The organism is Paraburkholderia sp. BGA-UO-ETr-F12 (assembly GCF_059567945.1).
In genome coordinates this window covers 178,750-196,486 of record NZ_JCAQOZ010000066.1, presented here as the reverse complement: position 1 = coordinate 196,486, position 17,737 = coordinate 178,750, and the positions used below count along the sequence as shown (strand labels likewise).

Sequence of the window (17,737 nt, the reverse complement as noted above, 5' to 3'; positions counted from 1 at the left end):
CCATCGCGCCTAGCTCTCCATGTCCATTTCCACCTCGCCCGCCGTCAGCGACGAAGTCGCGACTTACGTAGCCAACCGCATCGGTTTCATCGAACTGGAAAGGCCGAAAGCACTCAACGCGCTGTCCACCGGCATGATCCGCGCGATGCACGCGGCGCTTGATCAGTGGCGCGAAGATCCCGACGTGCTGGCCGTGGTGGTGCGCAGCGCGCATCCACGTGCGTTCTGCGCGGGTGGCGATATCCGCTTCCTGTACGAGTCGGCGCAGCGTGGCGAGCAGGACGCGCGCGACACCTTTTTCATCGAGGAATACCGGCTCAATCACGCGATCTTCACCTACCCGAAGCCGTACATTGCGTTGATGAACGGCGTCGTGATGGGCGGTGGCATGGGGATTTCGCAGGGTGCGCATCGTACCGGCGGCCTGCGTGTCGTGACGGACTCGACGAAGATGGCGATGCCCGAGACCCGCATCGGACTCTTTCCCGATGTCGGCGCCAGCTGGTTTCTGGCGCGCACGCCGGGTGCGCTTGGCCGTTATCTGGCGGTCACCGGCGAGACGATCGGCGCAGCCGATGCGCTCTACGCAGGCCTCGCCGACGCCTATATCGAAGACGCGGCCTTGCCCGCGCTAGTCGATACGCTGCGTACTGAACTGTTCGAACGCGGCGCGGACGTGGTGGCGTGCATCGAACGCGAGACCGCCGCGCATCAGGTCGTGCCAAAGCCCGATGCCGCGCCGCTCGCGAGCACACGCGGCTTGATCGACCGGCATTTCGCGTTGCCCGATGTAGCGCAGATTCTCGCTTCGCTGGAGCGGGCGCGCGAGCAGGGCGGCGAGGCCGCCGATTGGGCCGAGCAGACGATCGCGGTGTTGCGCGAACGTTCGCCGTTGTCGATGGCGGTGTCGCTGGAAGTGGTGACGCGTGCCGAGGGTTCGATGGCGGACGTGTTGCGCGGCGATCTCGATCTGACGCGCACGAGCTTCGCGCAGGGCGACACGATCGAGGGGATTCGCGCGCGCATTATCGACAAGGACAACGCGCCGCGCTGGCGTTTCGCGCGCATTGAAGACGTGAACGCCGCCGAGGTGGCGAAGATGTTCGAAAGCCCGTGGCCGGCAAACGAGCACCCGTTGCGCGATCTACGGTCCTGAGACTGGCAGGCTCAGTCCTCGTCTTCGCTCGCCATGAAGGCGCGCATGAACACCAGCGCGCCCCAGCCCCACATCGCATTTGCCGCGAAACCCACCGCGAGACGCGGCAGCATGTTGCCGCTCGGCCAGATGCCGCGCAGCGGATCGACCACGAACACGCTCGCCGCGGTTAGGGCAATGCCGCCAAATACGAAGGCCGGCACCCATGGCGCGCGCCGCTCAGGCGCCACGCGCAACAGCCAGGCCATCAGCACCGCCCAGAAAGCGCTCCAGATCGCGTTCGCGATGAACTCGGGCAGCCCCAGCGGCAGGAACGGCGCGGTCGAAAAACCGGTCGGATCGATCAGTCCGGCCGCGTGCAACAGCGCCAGGGTCGACTCATGAAAAAACAGGGAAGCCAGAAAGCCGGCGACGAACGGCAGGATGAGTTTTTGCATGCATTGCACCGCGAGAGCTCAGGCGGCGTGGTTCGCACGGCCTGCAGCGGATTATTGGAAATGTGGCGCCATTATATAGAGGGGCAAGCCGCTTCCAGCGTGGGTAAGGTGCAACATCCGTATGCTTTAGCGTCGGGCTAATCACGAAAGTGGAAAACCTAAGCTCAAAAAAATCGTTCAAAAGCCGGGTTCCGATCCATAGACTGTTTCTCCATACAGACGGCGTTTGCCGCCGTCGCCTGTTTAATCGAGCGCATCACGCGCACGTTTGGTCGAGGGAAGCCGTCGCGATGTCCTGCCTGATGCCGATCTTCAATTGCCCCATGGCGCACACGCGTTCGTGGCTGTGCTGTCGGAACTAATCCGCGCCTCACTGCAGTATTTCCGTCCTTTCTAGCGTTCGCCTTTCCGGGTCTCGTGCCGGAGGGATGCGCGCGGCCAGCGGCGCGCGGCTAGCGGCGCGCTTTCGCCCGACGCAGCGTCGCTCGTCGTTGCACACGTCTTCATTCAATCCAGTTTCGAACTAGCAGGAGCAGCAAATGAATGTGTTCTGGTTCATTCCGACTCACGGCGACAGCCGTTATCTCGGTACGTCCCAAGGCGCACGCGCAGCCGATTACGACTACTTCCAGCAGATCGCCGTCGCCGCCGATACGCTCGGCTACGAGGGCGTGCTGCTGCCGACCGGCCGCTCGTGCGAAGACGCGTGGGTCGTCGCGTCGAGCCTGATTGCCGCGACCAAACGGCTAAAGTTTCTGGTGGCGATCCGGCCGGGTATTTCGTCGCCGGGTTTGGCGGCGCGCATGGCCGCGACTTTCGACCGGTTGTCGAACGGGCGTCTGCTGATCAACGTCGTGACCGGTGGCGATTCGGCTGAACTGGAAGGCGACGGCGTATTCGTCGATCACGACACACGCTATGAAATCACCGACGAATTCCTGCATATCTGGCGCAAGCTGCTGAGCGCCGCGCATACCAACGACGCGATCGACTTCGAGGGCAAGCATCTGACCTCGAAGGGCGGCAAGGCGCTGTATCCGCCGGTGCAGAACCCGCATCCGCCACTGTGGTTCGGCGGGTCGTCGGCGGCGGCGCACGATATCGCGGGCGATCACATCGACACGTATCTGACGTGGGGCGAGCCCCCTGCGGCTGTTGCGAAGAAGATCGCGGACATTCGCGCCCGTGCCGAAGCACGTGGCCGCACGATCAAGTTCGGCATTCGCCTGCACGTCATCGTGCGCGAGACCGAGGAAGAAGCGTGGGCGGCCGCCGACAAGCTGATCAGCAAGCTCGACGACGAAACCATTTCGCGCGCCCAGGCTTCGTTCTCGAAGATGGATTCCGAAGGACAGCGCCGCATGGCCGCCTTGCACGGCGGCAAGCGCGGCGGCCGCGCCGAACTCGAGGTGTATCCGCATCTGTGGGCGGGCGTCGGGCTGGTGCGCGGCGGCGCGGGAACGGCGCTGGTCGGCAATCCCGAGCAGGTGGCCGCGCTCATGAACGAATACGCGGCGCTCGGCATCGACACGTTCATCCTGTCCGGCTATCCGCATCTCGAAGAATCGTACCGCTTTGCCGAACTGGTGTTTCCGTTGCTGCCGGGCCGGCAGATCAAGACCGCGGGCGGTCCGTTGTCCGGGCCGTTCGGCGAGATCGTCGGCAACAACTATCTGCCGAAAGCGGCGAGTTCGAGCTGAGCGCATCGTCCGCTTCAGCACGAGCACCTAATGGTCAGGCAGTGAGGAAATCATCATGGCTCAATCCACTTTGAGCGCGGGACAAGGCGCTGACGCCGGCGCGCGTGCGGGCGCGAGTCTCGCCGTCTTGCGCCGCATCGGTGCGCATCTTGCGCCGTGGCTCGCGCCGCTCGCGATTCTGCTGGCATGGGAATTCGCCGCCCGCAGCGGCATTCTCTCGACCCGCGTGCTGCCGGAACCGCTCGCGGTCGTGAAGGCCGCGTGGTCGCTGATCCAGTCCGGCGAAATGTGGGCGGACGTGAAGGTCAGCACGTGGCGTGCGGTGTCGGGCTTTGCGATCGGCGGCGGCATCGGACTCGTGCTCGGCCTTGCAACGGGTCTGTTCAAACCCGCTGAAATCGCGCTCGATTCGACCGTGCAGATGGTCCGCAACATTCCCGCGCTCGCGATGATCCCGCTCGTGATTTTGTGGTTCGGTATCGAGGAAGAGGCGAAGGTGTTTCTCGTCGCGTTGGGCGTGTTTTTTCCGATCTACGTGAACACCTTCCACGGCATCCGCTCGGTCGATGCCAATCTGATCGAAATGGCACGCAGTTACGGCGTGAAGGGTTTCGCACTTTACCGGCACGTGGTGCTGCCCGGCGCGTTGCCGTCGATTCTGGTCGGCGTGCGGTTCGCGTTCGGGCTGATGTGGGTCACGCTGATCGTTGCCGAAACCATCTCCGCGCAGTCGGGCATCGGCTACATGACGATGAATGCGCGCGAATTCCTGCAAACCGATGTGGTGGTGGTCGGCATCCTGCTGTATGCGGGGCTCGGCAAGCTCGCCGACGTGCTGGCCAAGAGTCTCGAGCGCGTGTCGCTGCGCTGGCACCCGGCTTATCAACGAGGAGCGAAATCATGAGCGCAACCACATTGTCGGCGTCGTTCGGCGGCATCGCGGGCAGCGATCTCGAAGCCGAACTGGCGCAACCGCGCACCGCCGATCACGATGCGGATGAGGCCGCGGGTTTCGATCGGGCGGAACCCTCGCACGATCGTCAACGCGACCAGCGCGTGAGTGTTCTGCCTGCAGCGACGGGAGCCTGGGCGCGCAATGACGCACGCCGCTCCGCCGACTATTCGGTCGAGTTGCGCGGTGTCGGCAAGCAGTACGGCGAGCGCAAGGTGTTGTCCGATTTTGATCTGTCGATCGAGCGCGGCAGCTTTGTCGCCATCGTCGGCCGCAGCGGCTGCGGGAAATCGACCTTGCTGCGCCTCGTCGCGGGTCTGGAAAAGGCCACCTCGGGTGTGCTCGAGAAACGCACCGAAGACGGCCGGCCGCTCGACACGCGCATTATGTTTCAGGACGCGCGCCTCCTGCCCTGGAAGAGCGTGCTACAGAACGTGATGCTTGGCCTCGGCCGCAGTGCGCGTGAGGACGCGCGGGCCGTGCTCGCCGAAGTCGGTTTGCTGGAACGCGCCAACGACTGGCCCGCGCAGCTCTCCGGCGGTCAGCGTCAGCGGGTGGCGCTGGCGCGTGCACTGGTGCATCGGCCGCAATTGCTGCTGCTCGACGAACCGCTCGGCGCGCTCGACGCGTTGACGCGCATCGAAATGCACGCGCTGATCGAACGGCTGTGGCGTGAGCATCGATTTACCGCGCTGCTGGTGACGCACGACGTGCATGAAGCCGTCGCGCTAGGCGACCGGATTCTGCTGATCGAAGAAGGGCGCATCGCACTCGATCAGCCGGTGCCGCTGGCGCGCCCGCGGGCACGTGCATCGGCCGGGTTCGCCGCGCTGGAAGAACATGTGTTGCAACGCGTACTGAAGACGGCGCCGAATGACGACGCGCTGTCCCAGCGTGCTTACGACGCACGTGACGAGGGCCGCCTCACGCGGCCGACGGACGTCCGCTGGGCCGTCTGATATCTCTTGACTGACTGTTTTTAATCGCTTTTCTGGAGTCGCTCGATATGACCATTTCCGCAATCAACGTACGCAATCAGTTCAAAGGCAAGGTCAAGGAAATCATCCGCGGGCCGGTCGTGTCCGAGGTCGATGTGGACACGCCGTTCGGTATCGTCACTTCGGTGATCACCACGCGCTCGGTCGACGAACTCGACCTGAAGGTCGGCTCGGAAGTGGTCGCGCTGGTGAAGTCCACGGAGGTGTCGATCGCGCGTCTTTAAGCGCGCCTGGCTTAGTCAGACGGTCCGCACCGTCAGCCGTGCCGGCGCTATTTCGCGTTGGCGGCGCTGGCGGGCGGCTCGTGCATCATCTTGTCGTTGGTCGGTTTGCGCGGACGCTTGATCGGCATATTGTCCGGATTGCTCGCACCGCCTGAGCCTGAGCCCGCTTCCGGCGGCTTGACCATCGATGCCCGGCCGTTTTGCGGCATGGCCTGCGTCTTTTGTGCCGGGCCTGGCGTTTGGGCAAATGCTGCCGGGCCGCCCATGCTGAACGCCGCAAGCGCGGCGCACGCCGCGAGCGCTGTCATTCTGCTTCGCTCCATCTCATCCTCCTTTCCGTTACCGCTTGCCGGGTTTGCTATCGCCACGTTTCGTGGGATAGACCCGCTTGCACGCGCAAAATTCTCGGGCTGCACAAGCTTTGGATGTCGGTGGCCTTAGACGCGCCTGCGTCCAGCCGCGAAACTTGCTACGATAAATTCAGCATCACGACGGAGACGGCCATGTCGAAGTCATTAAGTCCGGAAGCGGTCGAAGCTTTGCGGCGCCTGAATGAGGTCGGTGTCGGACAGCCCGTGCCGAAGTTCGCGCAGTCCATCGCGGCGGAATTGCTGTCGAACGGCCTTGCCGCCGAGGCGGGCAGCGGCGACGTCGAGATCACCGTTAGCGGCCGGCAGTATCTTTCTGGCGATTGCGACTAATCGTCAGATGAAGATTTGTCGGTCTCTGGTTCGAGCCGTAGCGACGGCCCGGCGGGCGCGCATGGCCGTGCGCATTTCACCCTGACCCGGAACACCTCAAGGAGGCGATCATGGAGCCGAAAGGCCTCGACATGGGCGACTACCAGGAGCGCTATCAGGACTACGAGATCGAAGTCGCGGTCGAGCAGGTGCTGACCGGCGTCAAGGCGCATTTTCGGGTGTTGCGCAATGACGCGGTGGTGGTCGACTGGCGGCTCGTCCGCATAGACACCCTGTGGCCCACGGAGCATGCCGCGGCAGAGGCCGGCTTCAGGGCGGCGCGCGAAACGATCGATGCCGGTCTTAGCGGATAACCGTAGGCGCCGGAACCGGCAAGCCCATTCGATTAAGCTGACGGTTCCGTATCGACCTGTTGGGGACCGCAATGCATTTCGCGCGCGCTATTCCGATCATCCGTATTTTCTCTGAAGAGAAAGCCAGAGAGTTTTACGTAGACTTTCTCGGCTTTACCATCGACTGGGAACACCGCTTCGAGGCGAATACTCCGCTCTATGCGCAAGTGCGCCGTTCCGATCTGATCTTGCACCTGAGCGAGCATTACGGCGATGCGACGCCGGGCTCGACGATTTACGTGCCGATGCAGGGCATCGACGCGTTGCATGCCGAACTTCAGCGCAAAGACTATAAGTACGGAAAACCGGGCGTTGAAGAGGAGCCGTGGGGGAAAGTGCTCGAGACGATCGATCCGTTCGGTAACCGGATCCGGTTTTGCGAATCGCCGGAAGAGGAAAAGCGCGAGGTGTGATGACGCTGGCGCTGGGGCTCGGTGGATGGGCTCGGTGACGTGAGCGCGGCCGCCGTGTAAACGGGACTGGGCGCCGGCATGCATTGCTGCATGCGCGGCGCCCAGTTCGGCTGCCGTCTTGTGAACGGCAACCTTCAACAGCGACAGATTAGTGGCCGAAGAAAACCGATTGCGGGCCCGACGAAGCCGGTGCACGCGTACCCGATTGCGACGACACGGTGTTCACGCCACCGTATGCGCTCGATTCGGCGCTAGCGCGTTCAGCTGCGACGGTTTGCGCGTTCTGGCCTTGTTGCGAAGCCGGTGCGCCGACAGCCGGACGATAGAACGGTGCCGGGCCGTAGCCGCTAGCGAATGCGGGAGCAGCGATCGAGGCAGAAACAGCAACGAGCAGGGCGGCGATGAGCTTGGTCTTCATGGTGTGACTCCGATAAGTTTCGATTTCATTTCAGGAAGGCGTCGCAGGAGCCGGTAGGGGTGTGTCTGCAACGTCGATGGAAGGCAGTGTATACCCCTACTATTGAAAATTTGTACCGATAATCTGAAATTACTATTCTTGGTGCTGAAATAATCTGTCAGGCCTATATCTGACGGGCGTCAGCGGTGGTCCGACCCCGGTAGTCAAGCGGTTTTTGCGGTCAAAGACCGGATTGGCGGGGTGGGTTATTGGCCGTTTCTCCGGTGCGCGCTGACGATCAGCCTTGCCCCACGGATGTGGGCAGCGCCGTCGCCTCGTCCCTCTCTGCGGTCCTCCTGCCGCTTTCGACCTGAAGCCGGCGGATACTCGGCACTACGAACCGCTCCTGAATTTCTGTTCTGGTCGGCCGGCTCGATCTTTCGGATCCAGACCGCACGGCAAATCGCCGACACGCGGGAAAGCGATCGCCATGTCCGGGATTTTGAGGTGTACCCGCGCCGGCGCTGTGAAAGCGCGGACCGAAAGACTGTACGGGTGTGTTACCCACGCGCGCGTCGACAGCGGCATCACCCCGCCCGCCACCTGTCAGTATTCGACGGCTGCCGATACACCGACCAGGCCGGTCTGAACAAAAAGCGACTGGCGCGTTTGCAGGGCGCGGTGTCGCTATTCCGGGCGCTGGGCGGAGGCTGGCGCGATGATGGGGTGCAGGCCGGCGCCGGGAAGTCTTACGCGTTGCGGTAAAATCGGGTTTTGATTAAAGCCGTCTGGCCGCCCCATGTCTTCAGCTCAAACTCCCAGTCCGCGCCGCGTGTCAGTCGCGCCGATGATGGACTGGACCGATCGCCACTGCCGCTCGCTGCATCGCGTGATATCGCGTCATACGTGGCTCTACACCGAGATGGTCACCACCGGCGCGTTGCTGCACGGCGACGTGCCGCGCCATCTGGCGTTTACGCCCGAAGAAGCGCCGGTTGCGTTGCAGCTCGGCGGCAGCGAACCGGACGATCTCGCGCGTTCAGCGAGGCTGGGCGAGCAATGGGGCTATGACGAGATCAATCTGAATTGCGGCTGCCCGTCCGAGCGCGTGCAGCGCGGTGCGTTCGGCGCTTGCCTGATGAACGAGCCGCAACTCGTTGCCGATTGCGTGAAAGCCATGCGCGACGCCGTCTCAATACCGGTGACGGTCAAGCACCGGATCGGCGTGGATGCGGTCGAAGAATATGACTTTGTGCGCGACTTCGTCGGCACGGTCGCGGACGCCGGTTGCAACGTGTTCGTCGTGCACGCGCGTAATGCGATTCTCAAGGGCCTGAGCCCGAAAGAGAACCGCGAAATTCCGCCGCTCAAATACGACTACGCGTATCAGTTGAAGCGCGATTTCCCGCATCTGGAGATCATCATCAACGGCGGCATCAAGACGCTCGATGAAGTGGAGACACATCTTCAGCACGTCGACGGTGTGATGCTTGGGCGCGAGGCCTATCACAACCCTTATGTGCTGGCCGACGTCGATGCGCGCTTCTATGGCGCGACGGATGCACCGCTCACGCGCGAGCAGGTCGAGGCGAAGCTGATCGAATATTGCGCGGCTGAAATGGCGCGCGGCACGTACCTCGGTGCAATCACGCGTCATGCGCTCGGTCTTTACCGCGGGGAAGCCGGTGCACGTGGATGGCGTCGCGTGTTGTCGGATAGCAAACGCCTGGCCGCGCGCGATCTGAGCATCTTCGACGAGGCAAGACAGCATCTGCGTGAGCCGGTCGAAATTTTTGAATAAAGGACTAGGCAAACGGAATTCTTGTTCGTATAATCTCGTTTCTTCATCGACGAGCCAAGTTTCTCAGCAGTTAAGTGAGTTGCTTAGCAAGTCAAGCAGATGTCAGTGGTGGCTGTAGCTCAGTTGGTAGAGTCCAGGATTGTGATTCCTGTTGTCGTGGGTTCGAGCCCCATCAGCCACCCCAAAGAATTCAAGCAGCAAAAAGTTTGATCAAGCGGCGTTGTGAGAAATCACAACGCCGTTTTTGTTTTTGCGTCGCGGTTTACCGCGCAATGGGCGTTGTGGGTGAGCGAGCAGGGGCAGGCTGTCCCCTGAAAAGCGCGAGCTGGCCAGCTCGCGCATCGACATCGATTCACACAGGGCAAGCAAGGCAATCAGAGCATTATGGTCGCCCCGGGCACTCCGGCCGGCGCACTCCGCTGCGTGACAAAGGCACGGCCGGTGGTGTCAATGCCCGTGACCGCCCTGAGCGCCACCGCTGCTCCACCCACTGCCGCCACCGCCGTGGCCGCCGCCCCCGCCGTGCCAGCCACCGCCGCCGCCCCCGTGCCAGCCACCGCCATGCCAGCCACCGCCATGCCAGCCACCGCCATGCCATCCGCCGTCATGCCAGTAGCCCCCGTGTCCATGGTAGTAACAGCACGAGCCGCCCCAGCCACCCCAGATGTCGACCGAGCCGTAAGCCGGTCCGTATGGCCCGTAGGCATAACCGTAGCCGGGGTAGTAGTAAGGGTAGGCGTAGTCGTATCCCGGGGCGACCGCGCACCCGGTGAGACTTGCCGCCACAGCCAGCAGCGCGACTGATGCAATAAGCCTGCTCACGATTTTCTCCCGCCTCCTCGTATAAGAATCAGAAAGACGGCGTGCCCGGGAGTTCAGCGGGATTTGTGTCCGCAAATTACGGCTGGCGCGCGCCACGCCGCCGCCACGAGGCCGCCGTGGCGATCTGATGCCATAGCGGCCGCGCGTTGCAGCAAGCTTCAGAAGATGACCGAATCACCGCCCTGTAACACTTCGTTAAATATTCGAAAAGAAACTGTAGGGCGCGCCTGATACTTTCGCGTCAGACAATTCCCTCTTTGAATCCAGAGCAGCTTTGTGCCGACACTGGACGAAGAAGAACGTACCCCACACTGACGGGCTGTCTGATGCGAAGCCTGCAAGAAACTGGCCGTTAATGAAGCACGACCCACAGCCTGCGACCGCCCCGGAATGGTGCGCCGAAGGCGACGCCTGCGTCGCTCGCGGCGAACTCCAGGCGGCACTCCACTGTTTTGAAGCGGCGCGCGCGCTCGATCCCGCCAACGGCGCCGTCAATGAGCGCCTCGCGGGAACGCTCGCCGTGCTGAACCGTTTTTCCGAAGCCGTGGTGCGCTATCACGAGGCCATTGCGCTCGATCCGCTGAACACCAATTTGCGTCATGGGCTCGGCTGGTCGCTCGAGCAGATGCATCGGCTCGAGCAGGCCGTCGACGCCTACCGCGAAGCTGTGCGGCTGAATCCGCAAGCCGATGGCTCGTACAACAACATGGGCAACTGCCTGCAGGCGCTCGGCCGTTTTGACGAATCGCACGAAGCCTATCGCCGCGCGATCGAAGCCGCTCCGCAGGTGCCGCTGTACTACCGCAACTTCGTGCAATCCAAGCGCCTGAGTGCCGACGATCCGGTGTTCGCCGCGCTCGAGCGATTCGCGCACAATGTCGCTTCGCTCACGCCGGCGGATCAGGCCGAACTGCACTTCGCGTATGGTCAGGCGCTGTCCGATGTGGGCCGCAACGATGCATCGTTCGATCACTTCCTGAAAGGCAACGCCTTGCACCGCGCCGGCGTGCGTTATGACGAAGCCGCGGCGCTCGGTCTGTTCGCGCATTTGCCCGAGCTCCTGACTGCGGAGGTGCTGGCGGCCAAACACGGGCTGGGCGATCCGTCGGCCGCGCCGATTTTTATTGTCGGTATGCCGCGCTCCGGCTCCACCCTGATCGAACAGATTCTCGCGAGCCATCCGCAGGTTCTCGGCATGGGCGAGCGTACGGACTTCGGCGAGGCGCTGGTGAATTGCATCGGCCGCGATTCAGATGACCCGTTGCGTATCGATATCGAAGCGTTGCAGGGCGTCGGGGCCGCACAATTGCGCGCGCTCGGCGCCGACTATCTGCGCCGCATGCACGCGCCGCAACTGGAAATGCAAGGCTCGGCCTCGGGAGGCTACACGCGCTTCACCGACAAGTATCCGTTCAATTTCATCAACGTCGGCCTGATCCATCTGGCACTGCCGAACGCGCGCTTCATTCACAGCAGCCGGTCACCGTTGCAAAGTTGTCTGTCGATTTTTTCGCGAATTTTTCACGACGTACCATTCAGCTACGATCTCGGTGAACTGGGCCGCTACTACCGCGCCTACGACGCGCTGATGGCGCATTGGCAACGCGTGTTGCCCGAAGGCACGATGATCGAAGTCAAATACGAAGAGCTGGTCGAGGACCTCGAAGGCAATGTCCGGCGTTTGCTTGCGCATTGCGGACTCGACTGGGACGAGCGCTGCCTGTCGTTTCACCAGACCGAGCGGCAGGTGAATACGGCAAGCGCGGCGCAGGTGCGCCGCCCGATCTACAAGACCTCGGTGCGGCGCTGGCAGCCGCGCGAGGCGCTGCTGCAACCCTTGCTTGACGGTTTGGGACCGGACCTGGCGCCGGCCGGCAGCTTCGGCGCGCCGGTGGCGAATGCCGCGGCACCGGCAACGGATAGGGAGCGTAAGTCATGAGCACGACCCGCGGCGCCGTCATATGGATGACCGGTCTGTCCGGCGCCGGTAAATCGACCTTGGCCGACGCGTTGCACCGGCGTCTGAAAGCGGCGGGACATGCTTCGATCGTGCTCGACGGCGACGTGCTGCGGCGCGGCCTGACCGCCGACCTCGGCTTCACTCCCGAAGACCGCGCCGAAAATCTGCGGCGGGTCGCGCACGTCGCGGCGCTGTTCATGCAACAAGGCTTCGTCGCGATGGCCGCGGTGATTTCGCCTGAGCATGAGCATCGGCGCATGGCTCGCGAGATCGTGGGCGACGGGTTCGTCGAAGTGTTCGTGAATGCGCCGCTGACGGTGTGCGAGGCACGCGATGTCAAAGGCCTCTACGCGCGTGCGCGGCGCGGCGAGATTCCCAATTTCACCGGTATTTCCGGGCCGTACGATGTGCCGCTCGAGCCCGATCTGATGATCGAATCCGATCGGGTGTCGATCGACGAGGCGGTAGACCGCCTGCTCGTGCATCTGGTCGCCATGGGTTGCCTGACGAGAGAGAGCGGGCTTGGCAGGCCGCGCCTCGCGAAATAACGGGCGCGCCGTCCGTATCGCGTGCCGGCTGCGCAAATTTTTCACCCAGCGGCGGGCATTTCGCTATACCTTTTCGGCTACTCGTGGACTGAAAGGGTGAGGCGTCGATGCCGACATTGTCGATAAGAAAAATAACGCCGAACGTCGAAGCGCTGGTTCTGGCCGCCGATCTGGCCGGCACGGTTGTCTTCGCGATCGAGGGCGCGCTCAGCGCGATGCGCGGCGGTCTCGATCTGCTGGGTGTGATGGTGATCTCGTTTGTCGCGGCGCTTGGCGGCGGGGTGATCCGCGATCTGCTGATCGGCGATTCGCCGCCTAACGCGATACGCGACTGGCGTTACCCGGCGTTGACGTTCGCTACCGGGTTGCTCACCTTCGTTTTCCATTCCACTGTCCAGCAATTTCCTGCCGCGCTGATCACCGTGCTGGATGCAGCCGGCCTCGCGCTGTTTGCGGTGGCGGGCGTCGAGAAAGCGCTGCTGTTCCGAATCCGCCCGTTTATCGCGATGCTGATGGGTACCGTCACGGGCGTGGGCGGCGGTGTGATCCGCGACGTGCTGATGGCGCGCGTGCCGCTCGTGCTGCACGCCGACATCTATGCGACCGCGGCCTTCGCGGGTGCGTTCGTCGTGGTGGTGGCGCGGCGCGCCGGCTTGCCGCCTGGCGTCGCGGCCCTGGCCGGCGGCGCGGCGTGCTTCATCTTGCGCGTGCTTGCCGTCACCTACGGCTGGCATCTGCCGAAGGCGTCGCTCTCAGCGCTTGCGTAAAGGCTCGATCAGCGACGACAGACCGTTGTGATCGATCTCGTGCATCAGGGCCAGCAGACGGCCGATTTCTCCCGGTGGAAAGCCCTGACTCGCAAACCAGTTCAGATAGTGGCCGGGCAGATCCGCGATCAGCCGGCCTTTGTATTTTCCGTAGGGCATCACGCGCGTGACCAGCAGTTCGAGGTGTTCGGGATTCATCGCAGATGGGTTGACGCAGCGTTCGTTGAGCGCGCCGGTGTGAGCGGCTGCTGAAGCAGTATTTTAGCCGCGCTGCAGGCATTGCGCGGGCATGGTAACGTCGGCGCTTTCCGTTTTCACACACAACAGGACAGGTTCGATGGAATACCGCAGACTCGGCGATTCGGATGTGAAGGTTAGCCTGATTGGTCTCGGCACCATGACGTGGGGCGAGCAGAACACCGAGCAGGAAGCGCACGCACAGATCGATTACGCGCTCGATCACGGCGTCAATCTGATCGACACGGCGGAGATGTATCCGGTGCCGCCGCGCCCCGAGACGCAAGGTTCGACCGAGCGCTATATCGGCACATGGATCGCGCAGCACCGCGGCGCGCGCGAGAAGATCGTGCTGGCCACCAAGATCGCCGGCCCGGCGCGTCAGCCGCACAACCCGCGCCATATTCGCGGCGAGGGCAACCAGTTCGACCGCAAGAATCTGACCGAAGCACTGAACGGCAGCCTTGAGCGTCTGCAAACGGACTACGTCGATCTGTACCAGTTGCACTGGCCGGATCGCAGCACGATGACATTCGGCCGTCCTGCCTATCCGTGGGTCGACGACGCGTATACGGTGCCGATCGAAGAAACCCTCTCGGTGCTCGCCGAGTTCGTCAAGGCAGGCAAGATTCGCCATATCGGGGTGTCAAACGAAACGCCTTGGGGTGTCGCGCAGTTTCTGCGCGCGGCCGAAAAGCTCGGCTTGCCGCGCATTGTCAGTATCCAGAATCCGTATAGCCTGTTGAACCGCACGTACGAAGCGGGTCTGTCCGAGTATGCGCATCGCGACAATATCGGCCTGCTGGCGTATTCGCCGCTGGCCTTTGGCTGGCTGTCGGGCAAGTATGAAGGCGGCGCGCGTCCGGCAGGCGCCCGCATTTCGCTGTTCGAGCGCTTTCAGCGTTACAGCAAGCCGCAAGCGGTTCAGGCCACCACGCGCTACGTGGAGCTGGCGAAGCGTCATGGCCTGTCGCCCGCGCAGTTCGCGCTGGCCTTCGTCAATAGCCGGCCGTTCCTGACGAGCAATCTGATTGGCGCGACCTCGCTCGATCAACTGAAGGAAAATATCGCCAGCGCCGACCTGAAGCTTTCGCCGGAAGTGCTCGCGGAGATCGACAAGCTGCATGAACTGCAGCCCAATCCTGCACCTTGAGGTAGTTGGCGAGGCGGGCAAGGCGGATTGATCTGTCTTGCCCGCCTCGGCGTGTCTGAACTTATCTCTGCTTGTTTCACGTCGCCTCGCCTCAAGCCCTCCGCGAGCTCCCTCCAGCTCACTGCAAGCCGCTCAGCGGATCTTCAGCTTCGCGCGCACCGCATAGAGCGCCGACAAACTCACCACCGCGCAGAACATCAGATAGAAACCGGGCGCGAGCTTGTTGCCGCTCGCGTCGATCAGCCAGGTAATCACGAAGGGCGCAAAGCCGCCGAACACCGTTACGCCGATGTTGTAGCTGGTCGCGAGACCGGTTGCGCGCGTTTGCGTCGGGAAAATCTCCGACATCAGCGCGGGCAGCGCGCCAAAGTACGCCGCCTTCAATGCGCCGATCCAGAGCAAGGCCAGCAGCATCGTGGCGAACGACGGATGCGCGTTCATATAGATGAAGGTCGGATAGACCGTCAGCAGCATCAGCGTCGCGGCAACCGCCATGATGCGGATCCGTCCCGCGCTATCGGACAGGTGGCCGGCGAACGGCGTCAGCACGGTGAGCACGATGCCCGTCGCGAGCGTGGCCGCGAAACCGGTCGAGGCAGGCAGGTGCAACTGCTTGATCGCGTAAGTCGGCATGTACAGGATCATGTAGTTGGCCGCGGTCGAGATCACCAGCGAGCCGATCGCGAGCAGCATTCGGACCTTCTGCGTGCCGAACAGATCGCGCAGCGGCGTGCGCGTTTTGGGCTCCGTGCTGAACTCGGCGCCTTCGTCCACGTAGCGGCGAATATAGAAGCCGACCGGGCCGATCACGAGGCCGAATAGAAACGGAATGCGCCAGCCCCAGGATTCGAGTTGCGCTGCCGTGAGCTGACTCGTCAGCAAGGCGCCGAAGCCGGAGGCGAGCAGTGTCGCGAGCCCCTGGCTGGCGAACTGCCAGCTGCCCATGAAACCGCGCCGCTGCGGGGCGTGTTCGACCAGAAACGCGGTGGACGCACCGAACTCGCCACCCGCCGAGAATCCCTGCACCAGCCGCGACAGCATGATGCCGGCCGGCGCCCACAAACCGATCGCGGCATACGGCGGCATCACGGCGATCGTCAAGGTGCCGATCATCATCAAGCCGATCGACAGCAGCAGCGATGCCTTGCGGCCCGCGCGATCCGCGAGCGAGCCGAGCACGAGTCCGCCAAGCGGGCGGATCAGATACGAGATGCCGAAGGTGCCGAGCGTGAGCATCAGCGAGATCGCTTCGGTACGCGCCGGGAAGAACAGCTTCGCGATCGTGACCGCGAAAAAGCCGTAGACGACGAGGTCGAACCATTCAAGCGCATTGCCGATCGACGCCGCGAGAATGATGCGATGAACCTTCGCGGCGGATGGACGCGCGGCGCTGGCTTGCAAGGTGGACGTGATCATCGTGGGCGTGCCTCGTAGCGGATGCGGCTGGCAATGAACCGCGGGTGAAGTGCGAGTCATCAGGGGATGAGCGGCGAAGGTGCTGCGTTGCTCGCTCAAGCCGAGGCTTCTGGACGCATTGAGTTCGAGCGCGGCGCGTTCTCGCCCAGATCCCAGAACAGTCCCGCCATGATCTGCAGACCCTCGCGCACCACCGGCCCGAGCAGATGCTCGTTCGGCGCGTGCTGCGAGCAAGCGGGGTACGAATGCGGCACCCAGATGGTCGGCAGGCCGAGCGTGTCGGCGAAGACTTCGTTGGGCAGCGTGCCGCCGAGATTCGGCAGGACGGCCGTTTTCTTGCCGGTGGTCTGTTCGAGCGAGGCGATGGCCCAGGTCACCCATGGGTCGTCGGGATTCAGACGGGTGGCCGGCGCACCGCGCTCGACGCCGATCTCGACCAGCGAAAAGCCATGCGCATCCAGATGAGCGCGCAGATGCTGCGCCAGGTTTTCCCAGTCGGTGCCGACCACGAAGCGCAACTGGCAGTGGGCGAACGCCGATGACGGAATGGCATTGACCGGATTCTCGGGATTGCCCGCCTTGAAGGCCAGCACTTCGAAGCTGTTCCAGCCGAACACGCGTTCTGGCGGCGTGAGACCGGGCTCGCCCCAGTTGTCGTCGACGGCCGGATCGCCCGGGCCGCCGCCTACCGTGATATCGGCCAGGGCGCGGCGCACCGCCTCGGGAATCGGCGGCGGACGCAAGCCGTCGACTGCGATCACGCCGCGCGCATCGACCAGACTGGCGAGTGCGTTCGCCAGCACGGTGGCCGGGTTGCGCAACAGGCCGCCCCAATTGCCCGAGTGATGCGCGCCGTCGCGCAGATTCAGCGAGAGCTTGAAGTTCACCGAACCGCGCGAGCCGAGGAAGACGGTGGGGCGGCGTGCCGCGAGGCGCGGGCCGTCGGACGCGATCAGCACGTCGGCGGCCAGTTCCTGCTTGTGCTGGTGGCAGATCGCGTCGAGTCCTGGCGAGCCGGTTTCCTCGCCCATCTCGATCAGCAATTTCGCGTTGAAGCCGAGCTTGCCGCCGCGCGCGGCCAGCACGCTCGCGAGCGCGGCGAGATTGATGGAGTGCTGGCCTTTGTTGTCGGCGGTGCCGCGGCCGTACCAGCGTTCGCCTTCGACGGTCACGGCCCAAGGCGTCAGCGGCGCGCGCCACTGGCTGTCGTAGCCGCGCACGACGTCGCCGTGGCCATAGATCAGTACGGTAGGCAGGCGCTCGTCTTCGTGACGATGGGCGACCAGGAACGGCCCGAACCCCGGTGCCGGGTTATCGACGATGCGGGTGCTAAAGCCGAGTCCTTCGACTTCCGGCGCGATTTCGTCGCTCAAGTACGAAAGCAGCGTGGCGGCACGGTCGCTTTCCTGGCTCTCGGTGCGAAAGCCGACGCGACGGTTGAGGTTCTCAAGAAAGGCGCCGGATTCGAAATGATGCGTGGCGTGTTCGATGGCCTGATTGCGGCTCATGGATGTCTCTCTCCGATGCGGGGTGCGGGGGATGGCGGCGACGCGGCGCCCGGTGTGGCACGGTTTTGGGTTCGCGGCCATCAGCTTCGAAACGATTCTAGGAGGCCGTTATTTTTGTCACAATGATCGTGTTTCGAAACTTGCCTTGCCGAAAA

Annotated in this window: 20 protein-coding genes and 1 tRNA gene; 14 read left to right on the top strand and 7 right to left on the bottom strand. The window is 63.3% G+C overall.

The features are described 5' to 3' along the window. Positions 1 to 19 precede the first annotated feature (19 nt). Positions 20 to 1,156: an enoyl-CoA hydratase/isomerase family protein gene (locus AC57B6_RS34410; RefSeq protein WP_030102837.1), complete on the top strand. Its 1,137-nt coding sequence runs from the start codon at positions 20 to 22 to the stop codon at positions 1,154 to 1,156. Between the two features lie 11 nt (positions 1,157 to 1,167). On the opposite strand, the gene AC57B6_RS34405 is transcribed toward AC57B6_RS34410, so the two are convergent. After that, positions 1,168 to 1,593 (bottom strand): hypothetical protein, encoded by a 426-nt coding sequence (locus AC57B6_RS34405; RefSeq protein ID WP_028198175.1) that lies wholly within the window; start codon positions 1,591 to 1,593, stop codon positions 1,168 to 1,170. A gap of 539 nt (positions 1,594 to 2,132) precedes the next feature. On the opposite strand from AC57B6_RS34405, the gene ssuD reads away from it, so the two are divergent. The 4 genes from ssuD to AC57B6_RS34385 are packed head-to-tail and all read left to right on the top strand — an operon-like array spanning position 2,133 to position 5,467. Further along, positions 2,133 to 3,293 carry an FMNH2-dependent alkanesulfonate monooxygenase gene (gene ssuD / locus AC57B6_RS34400; RefSeq protein ID WP_106354981.1) on the top strand — a complete coding sequence of 387 codons (1,161 nt, stop codon included), beginning with the start codon at positions 2,133 to 2,135 and terminating at the stop codon, positions 3,291 to 3,293. A 55-nt stretch (positions 3,294 to 3,348) separates the two neighbouring features. Then, positions 3,349 to 4,197, top strand: a complete 849-nt coding sequence (gene ssuC / locus AC57B6_RS34395; RefSeq protein ID WP_106354979.1) for an aliphatic sulfonate ABC transporter permease SsuC — start codon at positions 3,349 to 3,351, stop codon at positions 4,195 to 4,197. Then, positions 4,194 to 5,204, top strand: coding sequence for an ATP-binding cassette domain-containing protein (locus AC57B6_RS34390; protein ID WP_106354977.1), 1,011 nt, complete (start codon positions 4,194 to 4,196; stop codon positions 5,202 to 5,204). Before ssuC ends, AC57B6_RS34390 begins: the two co-directional genes overlap by 4 nt. Before the next feature lie 47 nt (positions 5,205 to 5,251). Continuing rightward, on the top strand, positions 5,252 to 5,467 hold the full coding sequence (locus AC57B6_RS34385) for a TOBE domain-containing protein (protein ID WP_028198179.1): 216 nt from the start codon (positions 5,252 to 5,254) through the stop codon (positions 5,465 to 5,467). A 47-nt stretch (positions 5,468 to 5,514) separates the two neighbouring features. Here the strand turns inward: AC57B6_RS34385 and AC57B6_RS34380 are convergent, their stop codons facing one another. Continuing rightward, positions 5,515 to 5,790, bottom strand: coding sequence for a hypothetical protein (locus tag AC57B6_RS34380; RefSeq protein WP_496423008.1), 276 nt, complete (start codon positions 5,788 to 5,790; stop codon positions 5,515 to 5,517). Between the two features lie 180 nt (positions 5,791 to 5,970). Between AC57B6_RS34380 and AC57B6_RS34375 the strand changes: the two genes are divergently transcribed. From AC57B6_RS34375 to AC57B6_RS34365, 3 genes are all read left to right on the top strand, one after another. Next, positions 5,971 to 6,168 carry a hypothetical protein gene (locus AC57B6_RS34375; protein ID WP_028198181.1) on the top strand — a complete coding sequence of 66 codons (198 nt, stop codon included), beginning with the start codon at positions 5,971 to 5,973 and terminating at the stop codon, positions 6,166 to 6,168. Positions 6,169 to 6,278: 110 nt separating this feature from the next. Then, positions 6,279 to 6,521, top strand: coding sequence for a hypothetical protein (locus tag AC57B6_RS34370; protein ID WP_496423007.1), 243 nt, complete (start codon positions 6,279 to 6,281; stop codon positions 6,519 to 6,521). A 71-nt stretch (positions 6,522 to 6,592) separates the two neighbouring features. Next, positions 6,593 to 6,973 (top strand): glyoxalase superfamily protein, encoded by a 381-nt coding sequence (locus AC57B6_RS34365; RefSeq protein WP_028198183.1) that lies wholly within the window; start codon positions 6,593 to 6,595, stop codon positions 6,971 to 6,973. Between the two features lie 148 nt (positions 6,974 to 7,121). Here AC57B6_RS34365 and AC57B6_RS34360 read toward each other — a convergent pair whose 3' ends face one another. Continuing rightward, positions 7,122 to 7,391, bottom strand: a complete 270-nt coding sequence (locus tag AC57B6_RS34360) for a hypothetical protein (RefSeq protein ID WP_028198184.1) — start codon at positions 7,389 to 7,391, stop codon at positions 7,122 to 7,124. 778 nt (positions 7,392 to 8,169) lie between these two features. Here AC57B6_RS34360 and dusA point away from each other — a divergent pair. Both dusA and AC57B6_RS34350 read left to right on the top strand, forming a co-directional pair. Further along, positions 8,170 to 9,171: a tRNA dihydrouridine(20/20a) synthase DusA gene (gene dusA / locus AC57B6_RS34355; protein ID WP_106354863.1), complete on the top strand. Its 1,002-nt coding sequence runs from the start codon at positions 8,170 to 8,172 to the stop codon at positions 9,169 to 9,171. A gap of 108 nt (positions 9,172 to 9,279) precedes the next feature. Continuing rightward, positions 9,280 to 9,355: transfer RNA gene (locus tag AC57B6_RS34350), tRNA-His, on the top strand. Between the two features lie 263 nt (positions 9,356 to 9,618). Here the strand turns inward: AC57B6_RS34350 and AC57B6_RS34345 are convergent. Continuing rightward, positions 9,619 to 9,993 carry a hypothetical protein gene (locus AC57B6_RS34345; RefSeq protein ID WP_183797765.1) on the bottom strand — a complete coding sequence of 125 codons (375 nt, stop codon included), beginning with the start codon at positions 9,991 to 9,993 and terminating at the stop codon, positions 9,619 to 9,621. Positions 9,994 to 10,348: 355 nt separating this feature from the next. Here AC57B6_RS34345 and AC57B6_RS34340 point away from each other — a divergent pair, with 355 nt between their 5' ends. The 3 genes from AC57B6_RS34340 (at position 10,349) to AC57B6_RS34330 (ending at position 13,268) form a co-directional block, all read left to right on the top strand. Then, the gene (locus AC57B6_RS34340; protein ID WP_496423006.1) at positions 10,349 to 11,932 is read left to right on the top strand and encodes a sulfotransferase family protein; all 1,584 of its coding nucleotides are present in this window, start codon (positions 10,349 to 10,351) and stop codon (positions 11,930 to 11,932) included. After that, complete coding sequence (cysC, locus tag AC57B6_RS34335) at positions 11,929 to 12,501, top strand: adenylyl-sulfate kinase (RefSeq protein WP_028198220.1); 573 nt, start codon at positions 11,929 to 11,931, stop codon at positions 12,499 to 12,501. Before AC57B6_RS34340 ends, cysC begins: the two co-directional genes overlap by 4 nt. A gap of 107 nt (positions 12,502 to 12,608) precedes the next feature. Next, entirely contained in the window at positions 12,609 to 13,268 is a 660-nt protein-coding gene (locus tag AC57B6_RS34330) for a trimeric intracellular cation channel family protein (RefSeq protein ID WP_496423005.1), read from the top strand. On the opposite strand, the gene AC57B6_RS34325 is transcribed toward AC57B6_RS34330, so the two are convergent. Continuing rightward, complete coding sequence (locus tag AC57B6_RS34325) at positions 13,254 to 13,466, bottom strand: DUF3820 family protein (protein ID WP_006048800.1); 213 nt, start codon at positions 13,464 to 13,466, stop codon at positions 13,254 to 13,256. The genes AC57B6_RS34330 and AC57B6_RS34325 overlap by 15 nt on opposite strands. A gap of 139 nt (positions 13,467 to 13,605) precedes the next feature. On the opposite strand from AC57B6_RS34325, the gene AC57B6_RS34320 reads away from it, so the two are divergent. Continuing rightward, positions 13,606 to 14,658, top strand: coding sequence for an NADP(H)-dependent aldo-keto reductase (locus AC57B6_RS34320; protein WP_496423004.1), 1,053 nt, complete (start codon positions 13,606 to 13,608; stop codon positions 14,656 to 14,658). Between the two features lie 132 nt (positions 14,659 to 14,790). Here AC57B6_RS34320 and AC57B6_RS34315 read toward each other — a convergent pair whose 3' ends face one another. Both AC57B6_RS34315 and AC57B6_RS34310 read right to left on the bottom strand, forming a co-directional pair. Beyond that, positions 14,791 to 16,074, bottom strand: coding sequence for an MFS transporter (locus AC57B6_RS34315; RefSeq protein WP_028198223.1), 1,284 nt, complete (start codon positions 16,072 to 16,074; stop codon positions 14,791 to 14,793). Positions 16,075 to 16,169: 95 nt separating this feature from the next. Continuing rightward, on the bottom strand, positions 16,170 to 17,582 hold the full coding sequence (locus AC57B6_RS34310) for a M20 family metallopeptidase (RefSeq protein ID WP_028198224.1): 1,413 nt from the start codon (positions 17,580 to 17,582) through the stop codon (positions 16,170 to 16,172). Between the last annotated feature and the right edge of the window lie 155 nt (positions 17,583 to 17,737).